General features: G+C 60.5%; 20 protein-coding genes. 3 read left to right on the top strand and 17 right to left on the bottom strand.

All coding sequences use genetic code 11. From position 1 onward, the window contains the following. Positions 1-48: 48 nt before the first annotated feature. Positions 49-1,320 (bottom strand): hypothetical protein, encoded by a 1,272-nt coding sequence (locus P3T17_RS16085; protein ID WP_429407820.1) that lies wholly within the window; start codon positions 1,318-1,320, stop codon positions 49-51. Between the two features lie 381 nt (positions 1,321-1,701). Beyond that, the gene (locus P3T17_RS16080; RefSeq protein ID WP_429407818.1) at positions 1,702-2,673 is read right to left on the bottom strand and encodes an AraC family transcriptional regulator; all 972 of its coding nucleotides are present in this window, start codon (positions 2,671-2,673) and stop codon (positions 1,702-1,704) included. 94 nt (positions 2,674-2,767) lie between these two features. Here P3T17_RS16080 and P3T17_RS16075 point away from each other — a divergent pair, with 94 nt between their 5' ends. Then, entirely contained in the window at positions 2,768-3,601 is an 834-nt protein-coding gene (locus tag P3T17_RS16075) for an oxidoreductase (protein WP_429407816.1), read from the top strand. A gap of 6 nt (positions 3,602-3,607) precedes the next feature. Here the strand turns inward: P3T17_RS16075 and P3T17_RS16070 are convergent, their stop codons facing one another. The 15 genes from P3T17_RS16070 to P3T17_RS16000 form a co-directional block, all read right to left on the bottom strand. Then, positions 3,608-4,792, bottom strand: a complete 1,185-nt coding sequence (locus P3T17_RS16070; protein WP_429407814.1) for a serine hydrolase domain-containing protein — start codon at positions 4,790-4,792, stop codon at positions 3,608-3,610. A 46-nt stretch (positions 4,793-4,838) separates the two neighbouring features. Continuing rightward, positions 4,839-5,567, bottom strand: a complete 729-nt coding sequence (gene glnQ, locus P3T17_RS16065) for a glutamine ABC transporter ATP-binding protein GlnQ (protein WP_429407812.1) — start codon at positions 5,565-5,567, stop codon at positions 4,839-4,841. Then, entirely contained in the window at positions 5,564-6,220 is a 657-nt protein-coding gene (locus P3T17_RS16060) for an ABC transporter permease subunit (RefSeq protein WP_429407810.1), read from the bottom strand. Before P3T17_RS16060 ends, glnQ begins: the two co-directional genes overlap by 4 nt. Beyond that, positions 6,217-6,969 carry a transporter substrate-binding domain-containing protein gene (locus tag P3T17_RS16055; protein ID WP_429407809.1) on the bottom strand — a complete coding sequence of 251 codons (753 nt, stop codon included), beginning with the start codon at positions 6,967-6,969 and terminating at the stop codon, positions 6,217-6,219. Before P3T17_RS16055 ends, P3T17_RS16060 begins: the two co-directional genes overlap by 4 nt. 62 nt (positions 6,970-7,031) lie before the next feature. Beyond that, positions 7,032-7,577, bottom strand: coding sequence for a RidA family protein (locus tag P3T17_RS16050; protein WP_429407807.1), 546 nt, complete (start codon positions 7,575-7,577; stop codon positions 7,032-7,034). Then, on the bottom strand, positions 7,574-8,485 hold the full coding sequence (locus tag P3T17_RS16045; RefSeq protein ID WP_429407806.1) for a PhzF family phenazine biosynthesis protein: 912 nt from the start codon (positions 8,483-8,485) through the stop codon (positions 7,574-7,576). The genes P3T17_RS16050 and P3T17_RS16045 overlap by 4 nt, the downstream gene beginning before the upstream one ends. Positions 8,486-8,571: 86 nt before the next feature. Further along, complete coding sequence (locus P3T17_RS16040; RefSeq protein ID WP_074265209.1) at positions 8,572-9,447, bottom strand: helix-turn-helix domain-containing protein; 876 nt, start codon at positions 9,445-9,447, stop codon at positions 8,572-8,574. Between the two features lie 246 nt (positions 9,448-9,693). Continuing rightward, positions 9,694-10,434, bottom strand: a complete 741-nt coding sequence (locus P3T17_RS16035; RefSeq protein ID WP_429407805.1) for an SDR family NAD(P)-dependent oxidoreductase — start codon at positions 10,432-10,434, stop codon at positions 9,694-9,696. A gap of 69 nt (positions 10,435-10,503) precedes the next feature. Further along, a complete protein-coding gene (locus P3T17_RS16030; RefSeq protein ID WP_429407803.1) occupies positions 10,504-11,088 on the bottom strand; it encodes a TetR/AcrR family transcriptional regulator in 585 nt (194 codons plus the stop codon). Between the two features lie 122 nt (positions 11,089-11,210). Beyond that, the gene (locus P3T17_RS16025; protein ID WP_429407911.1) at positions 11,211-11,786 is read right to left on the bottom strand and encodes a TetR/AcrR family transcriptional regulator; all 576 of its coding nucleotides are present in this window, start codon (positions 11,784-11,786) and stop codon (positions 11,211-11,213) included. Between the two features lie 527 nt (positions 11,787-12,313). Continuing rightward, positions 12,314-13,897 carry a DHA2 family efflux MFS transporter permease subunit gene (locus P3T17_RS16020; protein WP_429407801.1) on the bottom strand — a complete coding sequence of 528 codons (1,584 nt, stop codon included), beginning with the start codon at positions 13,895-13,897 and terminating at the stop codon, positions 12,314-12,316. 14 nt (positions 13,898-13,911) lie between these two features. Next, positions 13,912-14,322, bottom strand: coding sequence for a MarR family winged helix-turn-helix transcriptional regulator (locus P3T17_RS16015; RefSeq protein ID WP_074265205.1), 411 nt, complete (start codon positions 14,320-14,322; stop codon positions 13,912-13,914). A gap of 91 nt (positions 14,323-14,413) precedes the next feature. Continuing rightward, a complete protein-coding gene (locus P3T17_RS16010) occupies positions 14,414-14,887 on the bottom strand; it encodes a MarR family winged helix-turn-helix transcriptional regulator (RefSeq protein WP_074265204.1) in 474 nt (157 codons plus the stop codon). Positions 14,888-15,137: 250 nt separating this feature from the next. Continuing rightward, positions 15,138-16,142: an ABC transporter substrate-binding protein gene (locus P3T17_RS16005; protein ID WP_429407799.1), complete on the bottom strand. Its 1,005-nt coding sequence runs from the start codon at positions 16,140-16,142 to the stop codon at positions 15,138-15,140. Positions 16,143-16,478: 336 nt separating this feature from the next. Further along, positions 16,479-17,453: a GlxA family transcriptional regulator gene (locus P3T17_RS16000; protein WP_074265201.1), complete on the bottom strand. Its 975-nt coding sequence runs from the start codon at positions 17,451-17,453 to the stop codon at positions 16,479-16,481. Between the two features lie 122 nt (positions 17,454-17,575). Between P3T17_RS16000 and P3T17_RS15995 the strand changes: the two genes are divergently transcribed. Both P3T17_RS15995 and P3T17_RS15990 read left to right on the top strand, forming a co-directional pair. Then, positions 17,576-18,256, top strand: coding sequence for a DJ-1/PfpI family protein (locus tag P3T17_RS15995; protein WP_429407797.1), 681 nt, complete (start codon positions 17,576-17,578; stop codon positions 18,254-18,256). 217 nt (positions 18,257-18,473) lie between these two features. Continuing rightward, positions 18,474-19,172, top strand: a complete 699-nt coding sequence (locus P3T17_RS15990; RefSeq protein WP_429407796.1) for a glutathione S-transferase — start codon at positions 18,474-18,476, stop codon at positions 19,170-19,172. Positions 19,173-19,342 lie beyond the last annotated feature (170 nt).

Below are 19,342 nucleotides of genomic sequence, written 5' to 3'. Positions count from 1 at the left end.
ATCGATTTCTGAACCCGCGACCTGTTCGCTAGCTGGGAAGGTGAGGCCTTACTGGGAAACGGTTTGATTCCAGTTGCCGTTACCGGCGGGGTACTGTCGCCGCAGTTCAGGCGGTGTGTACATCTCGTCATCTGCCGGGTAGGCGGGCGGGCGGCCCACGACGACGACCTGCTGCGCCGAGGCCTGAGCGGGCGGCCGAGGGACGTAGCCGGACTGCGCGTAAGCCGGTTGGTACTGCGCAGGCGCGTACTGGTTAGCCGGAACGGTCCGAGACGGTGGCGGGGGCGGCGGCGTGTATTGCCGTCCGACGTACCCGCCTGGCTGCTGATACTCTGTCGATACCTGGTTATAGGCCGGCGCCGCCGCGTATTGCTGGGGCTGTCGACTCTGATATTGGCGAGGTTGCGGGTTCTGCGCCGCCTGAGTTCCTTGCTCCGTGGCGTATTGCGATTCCTCATCGGTCTGCCGATACTGCGGCGCCGCCCGCTGGGTGTTCTGCGCATCGCGGCCCGGCGTCACCTGCGCGTCGTCGTCATTGTCGGATTTGGATTCGGGCAATGACGTCACGGCTTGCGTCGGAATCAGGATCGGCGGCTCGGACTCGGCACCAAACAGCTTCGGAGGCGTTGTCCGGGTAGGAACCTGCCTCAGAGATACAGTTTGCACTTCAACCCGCTTAGGCGGCGTGACCTGCACCGAAGCCTGCTTCAACGGCGCGACCGGTACAGAGACCCGTCTCGCCGGCACAGACTCGACTTGCGCATAAACATGTTTCTGCGGTACGGGCGCCACCTGCGCGGGAACGCGCTTGAGCGGCACAGGCGCAGCCTGTGCAACGACCAGCCTGGACTGCGTGGCCCGCGCGACGACAACCCGCTTCGGCGATGTGACCGGCGCGGGTACCTGCTTCGTCGATGCGGCCGGCACGGATACTTGCCTCAACGGCGCGGCTTGCGCCACGGGGCGCCTTGGCGGCGCAACCCGTTCGGCAACTGGTTTCGGCGTTGCGGGGGGCAGGGGCGCCGCGGTAAGCTGTTTCTGCGGATGCTTTACCTCGTCGCCCAAAGTCGCATAGGATTTCGAGTCTTCCCTGGCGCGCGCGTTGTAGCCGATGAAATACGCGTAGCGCAGGTCTTTCAGTCGGGCCTGATTGTCGGCATCGGCAGAGACGCGTTCTTCGCCGGGATCGAGGGATGCGTCGACGGTCGAGTCTTCGTAGGCTGAAGCTGCAGCATCAGCGGCACGGGCGGATTCGGGATGCAGCGCGCCCACGGAAGACATCAGCGCGGCGGCCACCGCGACGAGCACTTTTTTTTCCATACTTTCACCTCGGGATTCCGTGCGACAGTCCGCGTGGGATTCTCCAATCTCCGGACCGGACCTTCAGTCGCCCTTCCGGGATATCGACTCTTTTTAGCATGTCCTGAAGGGCCCAGGATAATGTTTCCGGGTATAACCCAGGCGAAAGACTATATGTATGCCGAACGATCGTAGCCGTACGAGGTCTTGGGTCGGGAATTTTTGCCTGGTCAGTGGCAACGCTCGCAGGGGGCAACTGTGGCGGTTGATATTACATTGTAAGAAATGCGTCGCGTTGGCGGGGAAACAGAGACGAGCGGTTTTTCTTCATGGAGACTTTTCAACGGAGATATGAGCGATGACCTCGAAAAACATCCGTAGAGAAAATGAGGTATGCCAAACTCAGTGCGACGAAACGTACGTCGCATTCTCGAACGCAGCCGGAATGGCGAAGCTCTCGCGCATACGCTTCGTTTCCGCCGCCGGCGTCAGGCCAAAAAGCCGCTTGAACTCTCTGCTGAACTGGGACGGGCTCGTGTAACCCACCGCGTGGCTTGCCGCCTCCGCGGTCAGTTCCTGGCGGACCATCAACAGGCGGGCCTGATGCAGGCGCGTCGACTTGACGTACTGCATCGGCGAAACCTGCGTGATCGACTTGAAGTGGCTGTGGAAGCTGGGAACGCTCATTCCCGCTTCCTCAGCCAGTTGCATCACGTCCAGCGGCTGCGCATAGCCGGCGTGGATGAGGCGTAGCGATCTGCCTATCCGCCCGAACTGTCCTCTCATCGCCAAAGCCTCGCGCATCGAGCTCCCTTGCGCTCCGGTGAGCACGCGAAAATACAGTTCGCGCAGTAAGCCCGGGCCCAGTACCGCGGCTTCGAGCGGTCGCTGCATCGCCTCGAGGAAGCGCAACACGGACGCCTGCATCGTGTCATCCATCGGCGTCGACATCATGCTCTGGGGCGCTTGTACGTGCTCGGTTGCGCCTTCACGGTCGATCTGTACCGCCAGGTCGGCGGCCAATGTGAAATCGAGGTGAAGGTACAGCGCGAGCAACGGGCGCTCCTCGGTTGCGTCGGTTTCCATGCTGAACGGAACCGGCACGGACACGGCCAGATAGTGATGCTCGTCGTACAGATAGAGCTGGTCGCCGAAATAACCGCGCTTGCGACCCTGACAAACGATCACGATGCCGGGGTCGTAGAGAACCGGCGTGCGCGACAACGGCCGGTTTGAGCGCAGGATGCGGACGCTCGGTAGCGCCGTGAGGTTGTAGCCCTCATCGGGCGCCAACGTGTGGAGCAACGCAATCATCCGTTTTTGGTTTCCCGAGGAGAGGTCGGGATTGGGGGTAGAGGCGCGCCTGGCGTTCATAGTTTTAGGCAATAAAAATAGCGGAATCTGGCTTAGATAGCTTTATCCTTCAGACTAGTATGCACTTTCCAGTCAACATTCGGGAGAAGCTTCGATGGCATCCAGCAAAATTCTGCTCATCACGGGCGTCAGCAGCGGCTTCGGCCGTGCGCTCGCACAAGAGGCACTGGCGGCGGGGTACAAGGTCGTCGGTACCGTGAGAAGTGCGCAGGCAAAGCGTGATTTCGAGTCGCTGTCTGCGGACGCGGCTTTTGGACGTGTACTTGACGTAACCGACTTCGATGCCATCGACGGCATCGTGGCCGAAATCGAGGCGAGCGTCGGACCGGTGGACGTCCTGGTCAACAATGCCGGCTATGGCCACGAAGGCGTTATGGAAGAATCGCCTTTGTCCGAGATGCGCAGACAGTTCGATGTGAATGTGTTCGGCGCTGTCGCCATGATAAAAGCCGTGCTGCCCTTGATGCGTGAGCGCAGACGTGGCCACATTCTGAATATCACCTCGATGGGCGGCTACATCACCATGCCAGGGATTACTTACTACTGCGGAAGCAAATTTGCGCTGGAGGGCATCTCCGAGGCGCTTGGCAAAGAGGTCAAGCCTTTCGGCATCGCCGTGACAGCCGTCGCGCCAGGCTCGTTCCGCACCGACTGGGCGGGGCGTTCGATGACGCGAACGCCCCGTTCGATTGCGGATTACGACCAGGTCTTCGATCCCATCCGCAAAGCGCGCGAGGAGAAGAGCGGCAAGCAATTGGGCGATCCGCAAAAGGCCGCACGCGCGATGCTCGCCGCAATCGCCGCGGATTGCCCTCCTACGCATCTCCTGCTCGGTAGCGATGCGCTCGGGCTCGTGAGGGACAAGTTGTGCGCGTTGGAGAGTGAGATCCGGGAATGGGAGGCGGTGACGGTGTCGACGGACGGCTGAAGTACCTTACGCCATCGCCGCAATCGCTTCGAACAGTGCGAGGTTCAGGAGCTTGAGTTCGTCGCTGGTCGGAACGGGCTGTGACGAGAATTTGGCGATCACCGTCTCGCGTAGCGGATCGACATACAGCCACTGGCCATGAATGCCGATCGCAAAGCATGCTCCGCTGGCGTTGCCGACCTGATACCACTTGTTGCGATACTTGCCGTTCGGCAGCCAGCTTGAGAACTTTCCTTGTCGCCATGCCTCTATGCTGCCGCCCGTAAGCGTATCGGTCATCCAGGCCGCCGATATCAGCCTGCGCCCATTGACCATACCGCCGAGACGCACCAGTTCGCCGATTCTCGCCAGATCGCGCGCGGTCATGCACAAGCCGCCGCCTGAGCGCGCTGTGCCCGCGATGTCCACGGTGACGCAACCGTCTTGCCGCAACCCCAGCGGCTGCCAGAGACGCGTGGCCGCGAAGTCGGCGTAGCGCTGTCCCGAGGCGCGCTCGATCACGAGGCCGAGCACGTCAGAGTTGGGTGAGCAGTAATGGAACGGACCACCATGTTCGCCCGCACCTTTGGTCAGGGAAGCGAGCAGGTCGAGCACCGTCTCCGGCGGCTCGCCTTCGCGGCGCGGGTCCAGCAGGCCGGCCCGCCGATAGCGCGCGTAGATGCCGTTCGGATCGAGATAGTCCTCGTTGAACGCGAGGCTGGTTCGCATATCCAGCACGTGCCTGACGCGGGCGTCGCCGAAGGCCGAACGCGCGAGTTCGGGCACGTATTGCGCCACTGGCGCGTCAGGGTCGAGAAGACCGTCGCCGACCAGCATGCCGGCGAGCAGTCCCGCGACCGACTTGCTGGCCGAGAACAGAATATGGCGGCTTTGCAGCGTAAAGTTAGGCGCATGAAAATCGGCGACGAAACGTCCGGCTCGCATCACCGTGAGGGCATCGGTCGAGGTCCGCTGCAGGATCGACGCGATCGTGTGGTGTTCGCCGCGGACCACGAGTACGTGTTCGGTCAGCGCGTCGGCATTGACGTTGGGTTCTTCGGCAAGACCCGGTGTGGCTGGAATTCGCGCTGTCGGGATGATTTCGTGGACATGGCGAAAGGCCCAGACATTCCATGGTGCTTCGCGCCAGTTGTCGTGCCGGACACTGTCCCGACGAAAGCCGTAAGCGTTTTCAAAGTGCGACGGGATCATTTTGACTGCAGACTCCTATGGCGTGCGAGCGTGAAGTGCAAGGCCATCAATGAACATGTTGAAGAAACTCGCGGAAGCGTTCCCCCGGCGGCGTGGACAGCATTTCCACGGGGTTGCCGTCGTGCACAACGCGGCCGCCTTCCATGAAGAGCAGACGCGAGCCCACGCGCTGCGCGAAGCCCATCTCATGCGTGACGACGACCATGGTCATGCCCTCACCGGCGAGCGTCTGCATGACCTTGAGAACTTCCTGACGCAGTTCCGGATCGAGTGCCGAAGTCGGTTCGTCGAATAGCATCAGCTTTGGCCGGACGGCGAGTGCCCGTGCGATCGCCACGCGTTGCTGCTGACCGCCTGAAAGCTGCGACGGATAGTGATGCATGCGTTCGGAAAGGCCTACTTTGTGCAGCAGCGCACCGGCGATCTCGCGCGCTTCGGCCTTGCTTTGACCGCGAGCCCGGATCGGTCCGAACATGACGTTCTGCATCGCTGTCAGGTTCGGAAACAGATTGAACTGCTGAAACACCATGCCCGCTTCGAGTCTGATGCGCCTGACGTCGTGTGCGGAGCCCAGCACGCTGATGTTGTCGACCAGCAGGTTGCCGGAACTGATGGTTTCCAGTCCGTTGATGCAGCGGAGCATGGTCGATTTACCGGAGCCGGAAGGCCCGACGATAACGGCGACTTCGCCAGCCGAGATCGCGAGATCGAGCGGCTGCAGAACGACATGCTGGCCGAATCGTTTGGAGGCCTGCTGAAATTCGATCATGCTCATGGCAAACGTACTCTCCGTTCGAGCACTCGCAGACCCAGCGCAAGCAGGCTGATCACGAGCAGATAGATGATCGCCACTGCGGTCCAGATTTCCACCGCCCGAAAGTTCTCGGCCATGATTTCCTGTCCCCGGCGGGTCAACTCGCCGACGCCAATGACGAGAAAAATCGAGGTGTCCTTGACCAGGTTGACGAACTGGTTCCCCATCGCCGGTAGTGCGCGCCTGAACGCGATGGGTGTGATGACATGCGCCAGCACGGTATGAAAGCGAAGGCCCATCGCGAGGCCCGCCTCGCGCAATCCACCTGGAACACCGTCGAGCGCGCCCCGGATGATTTCCGCGTTATACGCGCCAGAATTGACGATCAAGGTGATGATGGCGGCGCTGGTGGCGCTAATGCGTATATTCATCATGATCGGCAGCGCGAAGTAGACGAACATCACCTGGACCACGATAGGGGTGCCGCGGATCAGGGCCACGTAGACCTGCGCCGGCAACGCTGCAAGCCGGCTGCCGTAAGTCAGCGTCACGCCTGCCAGAACCCCGAGCGCGATGCCTCCGAGCAGCCCGGCCAGAGCGATCAGGAGCGTGAGCCGCAGACCCAGCAAGAGGTCCGGCATTGCGGCAACGACAGCCGCCCAATCAAAGCTCATGACGACGCCTCGCCGAACCATTTCTGGTTGAGCGCCTGAAGCCGGCCGTCTGCCTTCATGGCGGCGAGCTGAAGGTTGACCGCTGTGACCAGTGGGCTGCCCTTCTGGAAGCCCATGCCGACATCGAGTCCCTCCAGAGGCGGCACGATCACTCTGACCTTGTTCTTCCCGGCGGTGTTGGCGTAGTACAACAACAGGGGCTTATCGTAGACGACCGCATCGGTACGGCCGGCTTCCAGTGCCAGCAGCGCATTGTTGATACTCGGCAACTGCTCGAGCGTAGCGTCCTTGAAGTGATCCTTGACGTAGCCGACCGCGACCGTACCCGTTTCGGTGCCGATGTGTTTGCCATCGAGATCGGCCGGGGTGTGGATGGTGGTGTTGTCGATGCGCGTCAGCGCAATCAGGCCGCTTTTATAGTACGGCGTGGAAAAGTCGATAACCTGCTGGCGCTCGGGTTTGATAAAAAGCTGCGAGACGATCACGTCGAGGTTGTGCGTCTGAAGTGCCGGGATCAGTGCACCGAACTCCATCGGTTGGAGGCGCCATTTACGGTTCATGCCCTTGGCGACTTCGCTCCAGACCTCGACGTCAAAGCCGGAGTAACTGTCGCCCTGCTTGAACGCGAACGGCGGGGCGCCCACGTTGGAACCGACCACCAGTTCGGCGTCGGCCGCCTGAATGGAGCGGGACAACAGGATGGCGGGGCCGGCCGCAAGGCCGAGTTGCAGCAGTTGACGACGATTCATGGTGTTCTCCGAGGTAAATGATCGTGCGGATCTGCCGGTTTCAGCGGCGATCCCGCGTCTTGTTATGGCGTGCGTTGGTGTGCGCCGGTGTGTTGTGGCCCGGCTTCACTGGGGTTGCCGGCGCCTTCCTGCGCGTGAACGGATTCGCGCGCGAGTGCGACAGTGAGTTCGATTTCCAAAAGACCGCCGCCCGGCAGGCCGGCGACGCCGAGTGCCGATCTTGCGTGCCGGCCGCTTTCGCCGAAGATTTCATGCAGCAGCGCGGAGGCTTCATCCATCACCTGGCTGTGGTTCACGAAGTCAGGCACGGCATTGACGAAGCCACGCAGGTACAGAATGCGTTCGACCGCGGTCGTAGACGGCAGCGCTGCCGCAAGCGCGCTCAGCGCGCGCAGCACGCAGGTCCGCGCCGCATGACGGATCAGCTCGGGCGGGGTGGTGCGATCGACTGGCCCGGCGATGATCTCGTCGCCGACGCGGCTGACCTGGCCGCTGACATAGGCGATACCGTCGTGGGTCACCACGCCCACGTAGACGCCCCGCGGCGATGGCGGAGGCGGCAGAGTCATGCCCAGCTGCGCCAGCCGGTCCGCGATAACAGTCGTCATGACGCCCCCACGGCACGCGTCTCAAAGCGAACCGGGCCGCCGAGCCAGCAGCCGTCGGGGTGGCCGGACGCGGCATCGTCCTCGAAGCTGAAGCGCACCGAGATTTGCGACGGGCGTTTCATCGCGCGCCCCTGGCGGATCGTGATGGTCCGCGTGGACGCCTCGACCAGGCCATTGGCGAGCAGACCGAACGACAACGCGGAGGCAGCGATTCCGGTTGCCGCGTCCTCCGGATAGCCTGAGGCGCGCGGAAACTGCCGGGCATCGAAGATTTGCCGGCTGGTGTCGAAGCTCGCGTAGGGGTAGAGACCGGTGGAACCGATCCGCTCGCATAGCGCCTCGATTTTCTCGAAGCGCGGCCGAAGCGCGTCGAGATCGGCCGGGCTGGCAAGTGGAATCAGCGTTTTGACGCGACTGGTGCAGGCGTTCTGGATCGGCAGCGGCGCAAGTTGTGCCTCGGTGATGTCGAGCGCGTCGAGGATCTCGTCGCGGCTGAGTTGCGCCTGCGGCAATGGTTCGACCCGGCCCATGGGTTGGGAGATTTCGACCGCGGCGCCCTCGGCCGTGTAATCCGTAATACGAATTCCGACCTGGCCGCTGCGGGTCTGGACGGTTAGCCGGTCACGTTGTAAGTGCCCGGTTTGATGGAGCAGCCAGACTGCGCCGACCGTGGCGTGACCGCACATCGACATCTCATGATTCGGGACCCAGAAGCGAAACTCGTAGTCGCAGCCGGAGCCGGGCGGCGCCGGCAGGACGAAGCCGCTTTCGTGGCCATAGCGCCGCGCTACCTCCTGCATTTCCGTGTCGGACATGCCGGCTGCGTCGACCACGATAGGCGCCGGGTTGCCGCCGCCGGGGCCGGCGGCGAATACGCTGACGAGTTCGACCTGATGACGTGAAGACATGACGGCGTGAGCCCCGCTGACCGGGGATGTGTTTCCATCCGGTCAATTTACGGGGATCGACGCCGGGCCGCGCGTTCGAACGGGCCTTACCTTTTGACCGAACGGGCCATCGTCGCGCGCAGATCGGACGGCGAATGGTCGCCGATGCGGCGCATCGCGCGCGCGAGGGCCGCGCCGCTTTCAAAGCCGACGCGGAATGCCACTTCGCCGATCGGCAGGTCCGTGTCGGTGAGCAGCCGACAGGCGTTTTCGTACCGCTTGCGCTGCTGGAACTCGCCGATCGAGAGTCCGGTGCCTTCGCGGAACAGACGCGTAATGTGTCGGCGGGAAATGCCGAAGCGCTCTTCGAGCGCGTCGAGCGGAATATCCTGGTCCGCGTGGCGAGTCACGAAGGCTTCGAGGTCGGCGACGAGCGCCATGCCATGCTCGCGCGGCGAGGTCCCCGGCTCTGTTTTTCCAGAGATGACTTCGCCGATGCACTGCATCAGCAAGGCCGCCGACAGGGCCTGGCGCGTGGCCGCGCCGCCATAGGCTCCCATGTCGTTGCGCAACGACAGGTCTTGCAACGCACGAATCGCTGCGGTCCGGCGCACGAGGATGGGAGTGCGCGTGCGACGGCGGAATTCGCCAAGCGAGCCGACCCCGGTATCGAGCTTGCGCAACGCGTCGCCAGTGACGTAGACGGCGACGTGCGTGTGAGTGGCGCATCCGGCGCGGGTCTGGTGGGCCTGTCCCTGGGGTACGACTGCGAAGCGATCCTGCGACAGCCAGGTGCCCGCGCGGCGATCTTCGTGGCATAACTCGACGGCGCCGTGACTCGGCAGGATGAACATCAGGCAGTCGTGCCAGTGCCATGGCATCGCGTAGGTGCCGCTGCCGGTGAGCGTCGCGTGTCCGTCATCGGCGGCGACGAGCAGGGCCTTGTTGGCGGGCTGACAGAGCTGGGTGAACGTTCGTAGCATGGCGGTACTCCATGCGATTCAGAAGAGTTTCATATCTTGACCGGGGCGGCTGAAGCGCGTTGTGCGGCGCGGAATCGCGAAAGGCCGGACGGGCTGGCATCTAAGGGATGTTGGGCAGGATAGCACCGCAAAATACGGCTGGGTGAATACCTACCCGCGCCCCGCGTTGCCGCAAGATGACCTTCGAAAACAATGGCGCCCGGATTCAGGCGGGGCAGTTGGCCTGGTCCGTCCGTTCACTGGCAGTCACAGCACCATGCCACCGTCGATGGTGAGGCTGGAGCCGGTCATATAGCCTGACTCCTTGCTGGCGAGGTACGCAACCAGACCGGCAATCTCGTCCGGATCTGCCGCGCGTTTGAGTGGAATGAGCGGCTTGATCCTCTCGATATGATCGACTGTCATATCCGTAACCGTAGGCCCGGGCTGAATATTGTTGACCGTGATGCCACGGCCTGCGAGGTCGATGGCGATGCCTTTCACCATGACTGCAACTGCAGCCTTCGTCATCGAGTAGACGCTCGAACCCGGATGCCCGCTTCGTACCGCAGTGTTGCTGCCGATCGTAATGATCCGGCCACCGTCAGCGAGACGCGCAGCCGCAGCCTGGATGGAGAGGAAGACGCCACGCACGTTGACGTTCAGCATCCGGTCAAGATTTTCCACGCTCACCGTCGCAACGTCGCCAAGCAACAGGATGCCTGCGTTGACAACTGCAATGTCCAGTCTCCCAAAGCGATCCACGGCCTGCGCGACAGCCGCCTCGATCGCTGCCGGATCAGCACTGTCTGCCTCGATGGCAAGGCCGGTCCGTCCGGCGGCCTCTATCGCCCCAACCGTTTCTGCCGCTCGCTCCGGCGCCGACACGTAGGTCACCGCTACATTGGCCCCGTCGTTTGCCAGGCGCCTTGCTGCCGCCGCGCCAATGCCTCGCGAACCGCCAAAGATAATGGCCACCTTTCCCGTAAGTTTGCGATTCTCGTTCAATTCTGTCTCCGTTTTTGATAGATCAGTCCATAAATGGGCGCGCGGAAACTGCGCCAGTTTTTTCTTTACCTAGCGCGATTTAAGGCGGTTGATTGCAAATCTGGCCAGCATGCGCAGGCTCTTCGCGTCGCCGCCCGCGCGGGCGCCGAGTTGAATGCCTTGCATCGTCATCTGTAGAAAGGCGGCGGCTTCACGGGCGTCGATGGCGGAGTCGACTTCTCCGCAAGTCTGTCCCTCACGGATGCGTTCAGCCAGGCGCCTGGAAAGCTTGGGTCCCACTTTGCTCCGGAGCATCACAAGCTCCGGATCTGCAGCCCCAAATTCACCGACAGCGCCGACACCCATACACCCAAGTGCGCGAGTGTTCTCGTCCTCGGCGATGAGGCCAAGCAAAAGCGCTTCCATACCGCCTACCGGCGATGCAGCGCCGTTCAAACGCTCCAGGTGGCCCGTGGTGCTTTCCCGTTGATAGCGTTCCAGGGCTTCCAGGTAGAGTTTTCGTTTGTCGCCGAATGCGTTGTAGAGGCTCTGTCGCCCGATTTCCATCGCAGCGAGCAGGTCCTCAGTTGAAGTCGAGGCGTAGCCTTTCGCCCAGAACACGCGCGTAGCGCGGTCCAGTGCCTCTTCCCGATCGAACTCTCTAGGTCTAGCCATGAGCCGAGATTATTTGTTCTGGACCAATCTGTCAATAACCATCCAAGGCAAGTGCCATCGCGGACGAAGGCGAGGGCGCTGCGGGCATTGTGCAGCGTGTGGTCCTCACCGCGATTGGATTCCTACGCGGGTAAGAGTCCAGCCTCCCGATAGCTCTCGATCAAGGCATCAAAGAGCTTGATATCGGAACGGCCTCGCGCCATCAGTTGTGCGCCTGAGACTGCGGCAAATATGGCGCGGGCCCGCTTCTTGGCGTCTCTGGAGCTGACAATTCTCGCTGCCGCAAGCATCTTTCCAAGCCACGCAACGTTGACCTCAACAAAGGCCTGGACCTCTTTCTGCACGACCTCGGGCAAATCGTCATATTCGGCGGTCATGAAACTGGCCAGACACATGCGGTTGTCGTTCTCCAGCGCCTCGCGAAACGTCCCCGGGTATCTGCGCAAACAGTCGGCCGCATCTGCAGTCGTGGCCGATAACGCTTCCAGCGCCGCCGCCGCATCTTCCCAGTAACGCCTGGCGACGGCGGCGGCCAGGTCGGCCTTGCTCGGGAAATGGTGGTACAGGCTTGCAGCCTTGATACCCACTTCCTGCGCAAGGGTACGGAGGTTTAATCCACCATAGCCGTGCGCCTGTGCGATCTTCGTCGCGACAGCCAGGATCTTGTCACTGGAACTGGTGCTTGCCTGGTTCGCCACGAATCTCCCCTCATTGAACATGAACCACCCCGCAATTACAGAGGTGGCTTAGCTTAAGTTGCAGGCCTCACGACAGCAAGTATTGCTGAGTTGCCGACAGTAGTTTGCCTCAGCTTCTGCGGATGGGGTAGGGGCGCGTGATTCCATCAGTCCGCGATGACCGTCGCGCTTGCCGTTGCCAGAGCCTCCGCTCATCCCTTGCGGTTCAAAGAGTGTTGACGAGACGAAGTATAACGCCCAATCTTCTAACTAACAAACGTTAGGTCGGCTAAAAGCCTGGCCTTGTTCGCTACTTATCCAGGCTGCCGATCGGAGTGCAACTGGTCTCGCCGTGGATGGCGGAATCTACACTTCTGCATCTGGCTTCGCTGCTGGAAAGCGTGAGCCCGGTTCGCAATCTCCATCCGGACTTGTCCGGCATGTAATTCAGGTCAAGCGGATCGAGAAGACCTAAGCCGGCGCCGATGAATTCTGTTTCGAACAGGAAGCGATCGGCGCCCACCATTCATCGCAATGAGCGGGCGAATTCAATGTGCATCGGGCGGCGGAGCGGTATTAGCGACCGGTTGCGTGAAAAACGCACTGATGAGCCCCACGCAGAAGCACAACGCGACGGCGAGAAAGGCGTCGGCGAATGTCAATGTGAGCGCCTCCCGCATCAAGAGCGCATGCAACTCACCTAGTCCTGCATTGGCAGCGTTCAGCGTATCGCCCGCCACTTCGGAGATGTGACCGGTCTTGCTTTGCAAAAACGCTCCGACAACCGGACGTCCGATGCTGACATGTTCTGCAAGCCGTTCATAGTGGAAGTTCAGGCGATCGTTGAGCATGGTGCTCGCCACCGCAATGCCGATCGCGCCACCGAGATTGCGCATCAGATTGAACAGGCCGCTCGCGGATCTCAGCCGGGAAGCTGGCAGCGAACCCAGGGCCATGATGACAATGGGTGGAATGGCGAGTTGCTGGCCAAAGCCTCGCAGCGCTTGCGGAAGCAGCAACTGCTGCCAGCCCCAGTCGCTTGTCAGGGGCTCGTAGAGGTAGCAGCCGAGGCCGAACATCGTCAGTCCCAGTATCAACAGGTAGCGCATGTTGATGTGCCGCGCGAGCACGGTATAGGCGATCATGCCGAGCAACTGGAAGCATCCCACCGACAGTAGTGCCATTCCCGTCTGGAGCGAATCGAAACCTCGTACCCGCGCGAGAAAAACCGGTGTCAGATACACCGTGCAAAAGATGCCGATGCCGATGATGAACGACAGCACGCTGCAGATCCCGAAGTTGCGCACGGCAAGTGCGCGCAGGTCGATGATCGGCTCGTCTGCTGTCAGTGCGTGCACGATAAACAGGAAGCCACTCACAACACTGACCCACGTGCACAGGAGAATGGCCTCATCACCGAGCCAGTTCTTGCGTGGTCCCTCTTCGAGCACGTATTCCAGGCAGGCAAGGCACGCCGACATCAACGTGATACCCACATAATCTCCTTTCTTCAGCAGCGACAGATTGGCATGATCGAAGTTGACGTACCGCGGCACGAAGAGCGTGACGATAATGCCAGGCACGACGTTCAGGTAAAACAGCCAGTGCCACGACCACTCGGATGTCACCCAACCGCCAATAACCGGCCCGATCGTCGGTGCGAGCGTCGAAAGCGCGCCAATCGTGGTGGCAGCAATAATTCTCTGCCTGGGTGGAAAGATCACGAATACCGTTGTGTAGACCGTTGGAATCATTGCAGCCCCCATCGCGCCCTGGAGACCGCGAAACAGGATCATCGAGTCGATATCCCACGCGAGCCCGCAAAGCATGCTGGTGATCGTGAATCCAAGCGCTGAAAAGGCGAAGACCCAGCGTGTCGAAAACACTCTCGTAAGCCAGCCCGACATTGGAATGACGATGATTTCCGCAATCAGATAAGACGTCTGGACCCATGACAGTTCGTCCTGACTGGCCGAGAGCCCGCCTCCGATGTCCCGAAGTGATGACGCGACGATCTGAATGTCGAGCGTGGCCATGAAGAAGCCGAGACACATGATGCCGAAAGCGACGAGCTTCGTGCGCGCCGGCAAATCCATCGGATCCCGCAGTGGAGTGGCAGTAGAGGTATTCATGTTCGCGGGTACGGCTAGTCGTCGGTCAGATCGAACAGTTCACTCCGCAGCGCTCTTATTCGCTGGCTTCCAAAACGTTCTTCGAATTCGGCTTGCGCTGTAGCCCAATAGGGGCGGGCCTTTTTCAGACGCGTGACGCCTGCTTTCATCAGGGCTATGGTCGACTCGCGGCCGCCATCCCTTCGGCTCTCGAGGAGACCGTCACGCTGCATGGGTTTGAGCGCGCGCACGATGCTCGTGCGGTCCATGACCATGGCCATGGAGAGCTGGTGCATGGTCATGTCTCCATGCCTGTGCAGACGGTCGAGGATGGAGTATTGCGTCGTCGTCAGGCCCACATTTGCAAGATGCTGACCGTAGATCTGAGAGATAAAGCGCGACGCTTGGCGCAGGGCAAAGCAATCGTCGTCGGGCAGGGTTTCCATTGATCACGTGCCTTCAAAAGTGCATATGCATGCAATTGGGTAAAAATAAACGTGCATACGCACGTTTTGATGCCAAAAAAAAACGGTGCAGCTAGCGTCCGCTCGCCCGCCGCGACCCGCCGATATTGCTGTTGGGTTGTGCGTCGTGTGTCAACAGGAACAGTTCACGACGAAGTGCTGTCGTGCGTTCCTTTCCAAACTTGCGTTCGACTTCGTCGTGTGCATTGCGCCACGCCATTTTCGCCTGCTCGTACACGTGTTTCCCATGCTCCGTCAGGGTCAGCAGATGAACCCTGGCATCATCTTCGTCGAGCTCGAATCTGATCAACCCTTCTCGTTCCAACGGTTTTAGCGCACGTGAAACCGTGGTCCGGTCCATCACCATTTCCGTTGCAAGGCTGGCAATCCTGACTTCGGACTGACTCGCGAGCTTGCCGAGAATCGTGAATTGGGCCGCTGTCACTCCAGCACACTGGAGATGCCGGTCATAGAGTTGAGTCATGTACCGCGCCGCCTGACGCATGGCGAAGCAATGACATTCATCGTGACGGAGTGAACGGTTCATGGGTGCAGTGTATCGATGCATATGCACATATTCAAGTATTTTTTTGGCGATTTCGTTCGCATCTTTATTACGGGCGGTTCGACCGCCAACCCGTCTTTTATCTCCCACATCGCTCAACTTGATCGATTGAAGGCCTGCTATCTTGCGGCGCGCGCTGCCGATCGCCGTCAATCGGCGATTGGACTGGGCGAGGTCTGACGCGACAGGCACGGCCGGTTTGAGGCTTGCGATCTGGGGCAGGTTGTTCGCTTCACGCGGACTGGATGATCGGTGTAAATGATGCGTCCCAAAACGGAGCGACGTTCGTCGGGCCATCCAGCACACCGATATGCGCAAACACGTTCGCAACTTCCTGATGCCCTGAAATCACATCGGGCGTGACGGCCAGCAGCCCGAAATCGTCGCTGCGTCTATTAAACATGGCCACCAGATCGTCGACCGGTACGCGTGTTTCTGCGCTTTGTGCACGGGCATAATCAATGAAGTGTGGATTTGCCCACGCATATGCATGCCGCAGCCGCACGAGCAGGTCACCGATCGCAGCGCGGCGGCGCGCATCGTCGAGTGCCCGCGGATTCGCGTAGATCGGGAAATTGCCCGACAGATACCCTTTACCTGTTGCCAGTTCGCGTGCGCCATAGCGGTTGCGTGCAAGTTGACCGTTATAGCCATATATCGCCCAGGCGTCGATGTCCCCGCCGGCGAACGCGGGCAGGCCGTCCGCAGGCGCGAGGTTGATTGCGTGGATGTCGTCAAAGGACAAGCCCGCTTCGGTCAACTGCCGGTACAGGAAGTAGTGTGACGTGGTCGCACGCACATACCCGACGCGCTTTCCTTTCAGATCGGCGATCCGCTGGATAGGCGTGTCTTTGCGGGCGAGCGTCGCCTGGTTGTTGAGATCCTCGCGGGTACGCGCAATGAACTTCACGTTTGCATTCTGGCGCGCAGCGAATACTGCAGGAATTTCGCTGCCCGAACCGATATCGAGCGCGTCCGCGTTAATTGCCTCGATATGTAAGAGGCCATTGTTCAACTCGTGCCACTCGATGCGGTATGGCGTATCTGCAAGCCCGGAAGCGGCGAGCAGCGGCGGCCAGCCGCCTTTATAGGTGGCGACGCGCAATGTGACGTTGGCAAGCGCCTCGGCATTTGCCGGTGCGGTGGACGCGAACGCGAAGCGAGGCGCAAGCGGGGCCGCCGCTAACGCCACGCCGCGCTTGAGCAAACGGCGGCGGGATGCCGACAGTGTGTACATCGAAGCGCTCCTTCGGAAACCGCCGTCGGCGCGAGATTTTTTTCTGTCCTCGGCGATCGGCGGGCCATTATAGGAAGCGTGGCTCACGCAAGGCCAATATCGAATTGGAAGATCTAAATCGGCTCAGAGGTGAATTGCATAGGTTGAAAGAGCGGGGTGCTTGCTGTATCGCTTCTAGTGACGGGGCGGCGGGCATCGCTGATCATCGTCAGGCAATGACCGGCCACAAACGGTCACTCGACGTTCTCTGTAAATTCGTCAACGGTCTGGCGGTTTTTCGATGGAATGACTGGCGCGGTCAACGTTGTATCGCATGGCGTACGCATGATGCGCGTGCTAGCAAAACGAGAACCGCTCTCGGTACGCTTGCGGAGCGACCCGCAGGAGTCGGACGAAGCTGCGCCGCATGCTTTCTTCGCTACCGAATCCACAGCGAGATGCGATGCGTTTGACCGGCCATGAGGTCTCGCCGAGTAGTCGCTGTGCTGCCTCGACCCGGAGTTGCTCAACCGCGCGCGCAGGCGTGCGGCCCGTTTCCGCCTTGTAGTGACGCATGAAGCTGCGTTCGCTCATGTGGAGTCGTCTGGCGAGCATAGGGACGGACAGGTCCGAGGCAAGGTGTGCCACCATCCATGCATGCAGGTCGCCGAACCTGTCGTCCGCCCTTTGCATCGACAGCACGGCGCTAAACTGGGACTGGCCACCCGGTCGTTTCAGAAAGACGACGAGTTCGCGAGCGACTTCTAGTGCGATCGAACGGCCGAGGTCCGCTTCCACCAGCGCAAGGGCGAGATCGATTCCTGCGGTCACACCTGCGGATGTCCAGATATCGCCATCGCGAACGAAGATTGGATCAGTTTCTACGCGCAGCTTTGGATAGCGGTTCGCCAGTTCGTCGCAACGGCCCCAATGCGTGACCACGCGCCGCCCATCCAGCAATCCGGCCTCTGCCAACAGGAACGCTCCTGAACACACGGAGGCGATGCGCCTCGATCGGCTGGTCTGACGCCGTATCCAACGGGTCAAGCGCGCATCCTCCGATGCCGCGGAAACGCCGCGGCCACCCGGAATGATGAGCGTGTCGATGAGCCCTTTCACTGAACTTATGGAATGGGCCAGCAGGGCCAGGCCGGAAGATGAGGTCACGAGCCCGGCTTCGGCCGCAACAACTCGAGGTGCGTAGGGTTCGGCGAGCCGCTGCTGCGCTGCCAGTTCATTGGCGGAGGCAAAAACCTGCAATGGCCCGCTGACGTCAAGGAGTTGAACGTCCGGGAAAGCAAGCAGCAATATGGATCGCGCTTTGGTTGACATTACATGGCAGAAACTGAGGGGTAAATGGCAATCTTGCCAAAGGCTACCTGCATAGAATCGATCCGTCCACCTCGAAGACCGTCGCTGGTGAAAATCGCTTATACATTTGACAAGGTATCCTCATGACGCTCCAAATCGGATTTCTGGTATTTCCACAAGTACAACAGCTGGACCTGACCGGTCCCCACGACGTACTCGCATCGCTTCCCGGCGCAACGACCCACTTGATCTGGAAAACACGTGACCCCGTGACATCTAGCAATGGATTGCTCCTTACGCCCACAACGACCTATGGGGATTGCCCGCCACTCGACGTGATTTGTGTTCCCGGCGGAGGTGGCGTGACGAACTTGATGCAGGATATTCAAACGATCGCGTTTGTTCGCAAACAGGCCGCCGGTGCCCGCTACATCACGTCTGTCTGCACCGGCGCATTGTTGCTTGGTGCTGCAGGGTTGCTTCGCGGACGGCGTGCCACAACTCATTGGGCCTTCCACACATTGCTTGAGCCACTTGGTGCCATTCCGACGCACGGTCGGGTAGTCCGTGACGGTAACCTCATCACCGGCGGAGGTGTGACCGCGGGCATCGATTTTGGATTGACAGTGGCTGCAGAGTTGGCGGGGGTAGAGGAAGCGCAGGCGATTCAGCTCGAACTCCAATATGCTCCGGCGCCGCCATTCAATGCTGGTGGGCCGGATGTCGCCCCGCGGGCGGTCGTGGAGCTAGTAAAGCAACGGTCCGACCAGGGGTTCGCCGCTCGACGACGAATTGTCATGGAAATCACCGCAGATGGAACCTGAGTTGCCGCTTCGCGTCGCGCGCCGTCGATCGGCGGCTTGCCAGTAGCAGGCAGCGTGTGCCGATTGCATTGGGTGGCCGGGTAAATCGAAGGTGACTTATGGGTCGACTACTCCGTGTTGACAACTCGGATTGTAACGCATATTGTAAACCTAACGAACGATAGGTAGGTATGCAAGATTGTCGTTCGCTACGACACCACTACGAAAGGAAAGCCAAATGAGTGCTATCGCAACGAGTATCAATGACAATCACTTGTCGACGATGACGGTTTATGACTTCCCGCAAGGGCCGTATCCGACGCGTGTGCGCATTGCGTTGGCGGAAAAGAATCTGCAATCGCGAGTGCGGTTCGTGCTGGTCGATCTGTACGCGGGCGAGCACAAGAATCCCGAATTCATGGCGAGCAAGAACTACTCGGGCACGCTGCCGGTGCTCGAACTCGATGACGGGACCTGTATTGCCGAGTGCACAGCCATCACGGAGTACCTCGACGGACTCGATGGCGTGCCGACTCTGACTGGCAGGGCGCCGCTCGAAAAAGGGTTGATCCACATGATGAGCAAGCGTGCCGAACTGGAATTGCTCGACGCCATAAGCGTGTATTTCCATCATGGAACGCCGGGATTGGGGCCGCACGTTGAGCTGTACCAGAACGCCGAATGGGGATTCAGGCAGCGCGACAAGGCTCTACGCGGAATGCACTACTTCGATGCTGTTCTTCGAAATCAGCCGTATGTCGCCGGCAAAGAATTTTCAATGGCCGACATCACCGTAATCGGCGGCCTGGTCTTCGCTTCTATCGTCAAGCTGCCAGTGCCAGCTGAGTGCACCGCGCTCCTGGCATGGTACGAAAGAATGCAGGAGCGGCCCAGCGTAAGCACGCAGCCGGCGTTCTCCGTACCAGCGGCTGCATGAAAAAATTTCATTTTTCTAAAGCTAAGTAGTCCTACCAGGCGACGAAAAACCCGTCGATTTTTGGCGGGATTCGCAAGGTGGTCGAAGAACTGACGGGAACCCCGCCTATGACTGTTGAGGCGTTCATTCGGAAGCACGCGGCGGTCTTCGCAGACTGACCAGTCGACAAC

The organism is Paraburkholderia sp. GAS82 (assembly GCF_050436285.1).
Classification (GTDB): domain Bacteria; phylum Pseudomonadota; class Gammaproteobacteria; order Burkholderiales; family Burkholderiaceae; genus Paraburkholderia; species Paraburkholderia phenazinium_B.
This window is presented reverse-complemented; position numbering and strand designations above follow the sequence as displayed.

Bases quoted from the DNA above. Each gene is read 5' to 3' on its own strand.
- P3T17_RS16085 (WP_429407820.1), bottom strand. From the start codon at position 1,320: ATGGAAAAAAAAGTGCTCGTCGCGGTGGCCGCCGCGCTGATGTCTTCC.
- P3T17_RS16080 (WP_429407818.1), bottom strand. From the start codon at position 2,673: ATGAACGCCAGGCGCGCCTCTACCCCCAATCCCGACCTCTCCTCGGGA.
- P3T17_RS16075 (WP_429407816.1), top strand. From the start codon at position 2,768: ATGGCATCCAGCAAAATTCTGCTCATCACGGGCGTCAGCAGCGGCTTC.
- P3T17_RS16070 (WP_429407814.1), bottom strand. From the start codon at position 4,792: ATGATCCCGTCGCACTTTGAAAACGCTTACGGCTTTCGTCGGGACAGT.
- glnQ (WP_429407812.1), bottom strand. From the start codon at position 5,567: ATGAGCATGATCGAATTTCAGCAGGCCTCCAAACGATTCGGCCAGCAT.
- P3T17_RS16060 (WP_429407810.1), bottom strand. From the start codon at position 6,220: ATGAGCTTTGATTGGGCGGCTGTCGTTGCCGCAATGCCGGACCTCTTG.
- P3T17_RS16055 (WP_429407809.1), bottom strand. From the start codon at position 6,969: ATGAATCGTCGTCAACTGCTGCAACTCGGCCTTGCGGCCGGCCCCGCC.
- P3T17_RS16050 (WP_429407807.1), bottom strand. From the start codon at position 7,577: ATGACGACTGTTATCGCGGACCGGCTGGCGCAGCTGGGCATGACTCTG.
- P3T17_RS16045 (WP_429407806.1), bottom strand. From the start codon at position 8,485: ATGTCTTCACGTCATCAGGTCGAACTCGTCAGCGTATTCGCCGCCGGC.
- P3T17_RS16040 (WP_074265209.1), bottom strand. From the start codon at position 9,447: ATGCTACGAACGTTCACCCAGCTCTGTCAGCCCGCCAACAAGGCCCTG.
- P3T17_RS16030 (WP_429407803.1), bottom strand. From the start codon at position 11,088: ATGGCTAGACCTAGAGAGTTCGATCGGGAAGAGGCACTGGACCGCGCT.
- P3T17_RS16020 (WP_429407801.1), bottom strand. From the start codon at position 13,897: ATGAATACCTCTACTGCCACTCCACTGCGGGATCCGATGGATTTGCCG.
- P3T17_RS16015 (WP_074265205.1), bottom strand. From the start codon at position 14,322: ATGGAAACCCTGCCCGACGACGATTGCTTTGCCCTGCGCCAAGCGTCG.
- P3T17_RS16010 (WP_074265204.1), bottom strand. From the start codon at position 14,887: ATGAACCGTTCACTCCGTCACGATGAATGTCATTGCTTCGCCATGCGT.
- P3T17_RS16005 (WP_429407799.1), bottom strand. From the start codon at position 16,142: ATGTACACACTGTCGGCATCCCGCCGCCGTTTGCTCAAGCGCGGCGTG.
- P3T17_RS16000 (WP_074265201.1), bottom strand. From the start codon at position 17,453: ATGTCAACCAAAGCGCGATCCATATTGCTGCTTGCTTTCCCGGACGTT.
- P3T17_RS15995 (WP_429407797.1), top strand. From the start codon at position 17,576: ATGACGCTCCAAATCGGATTTCTGGTATTTCCACAAGTACAACAGCTG.
- P3T17_RS15990 (WP_429407796.1), top strand. From the start codon at position 18,474: ATGAGTGCTATCGCAACGAGTATCAATGACAATCACTTGTCGACGATG.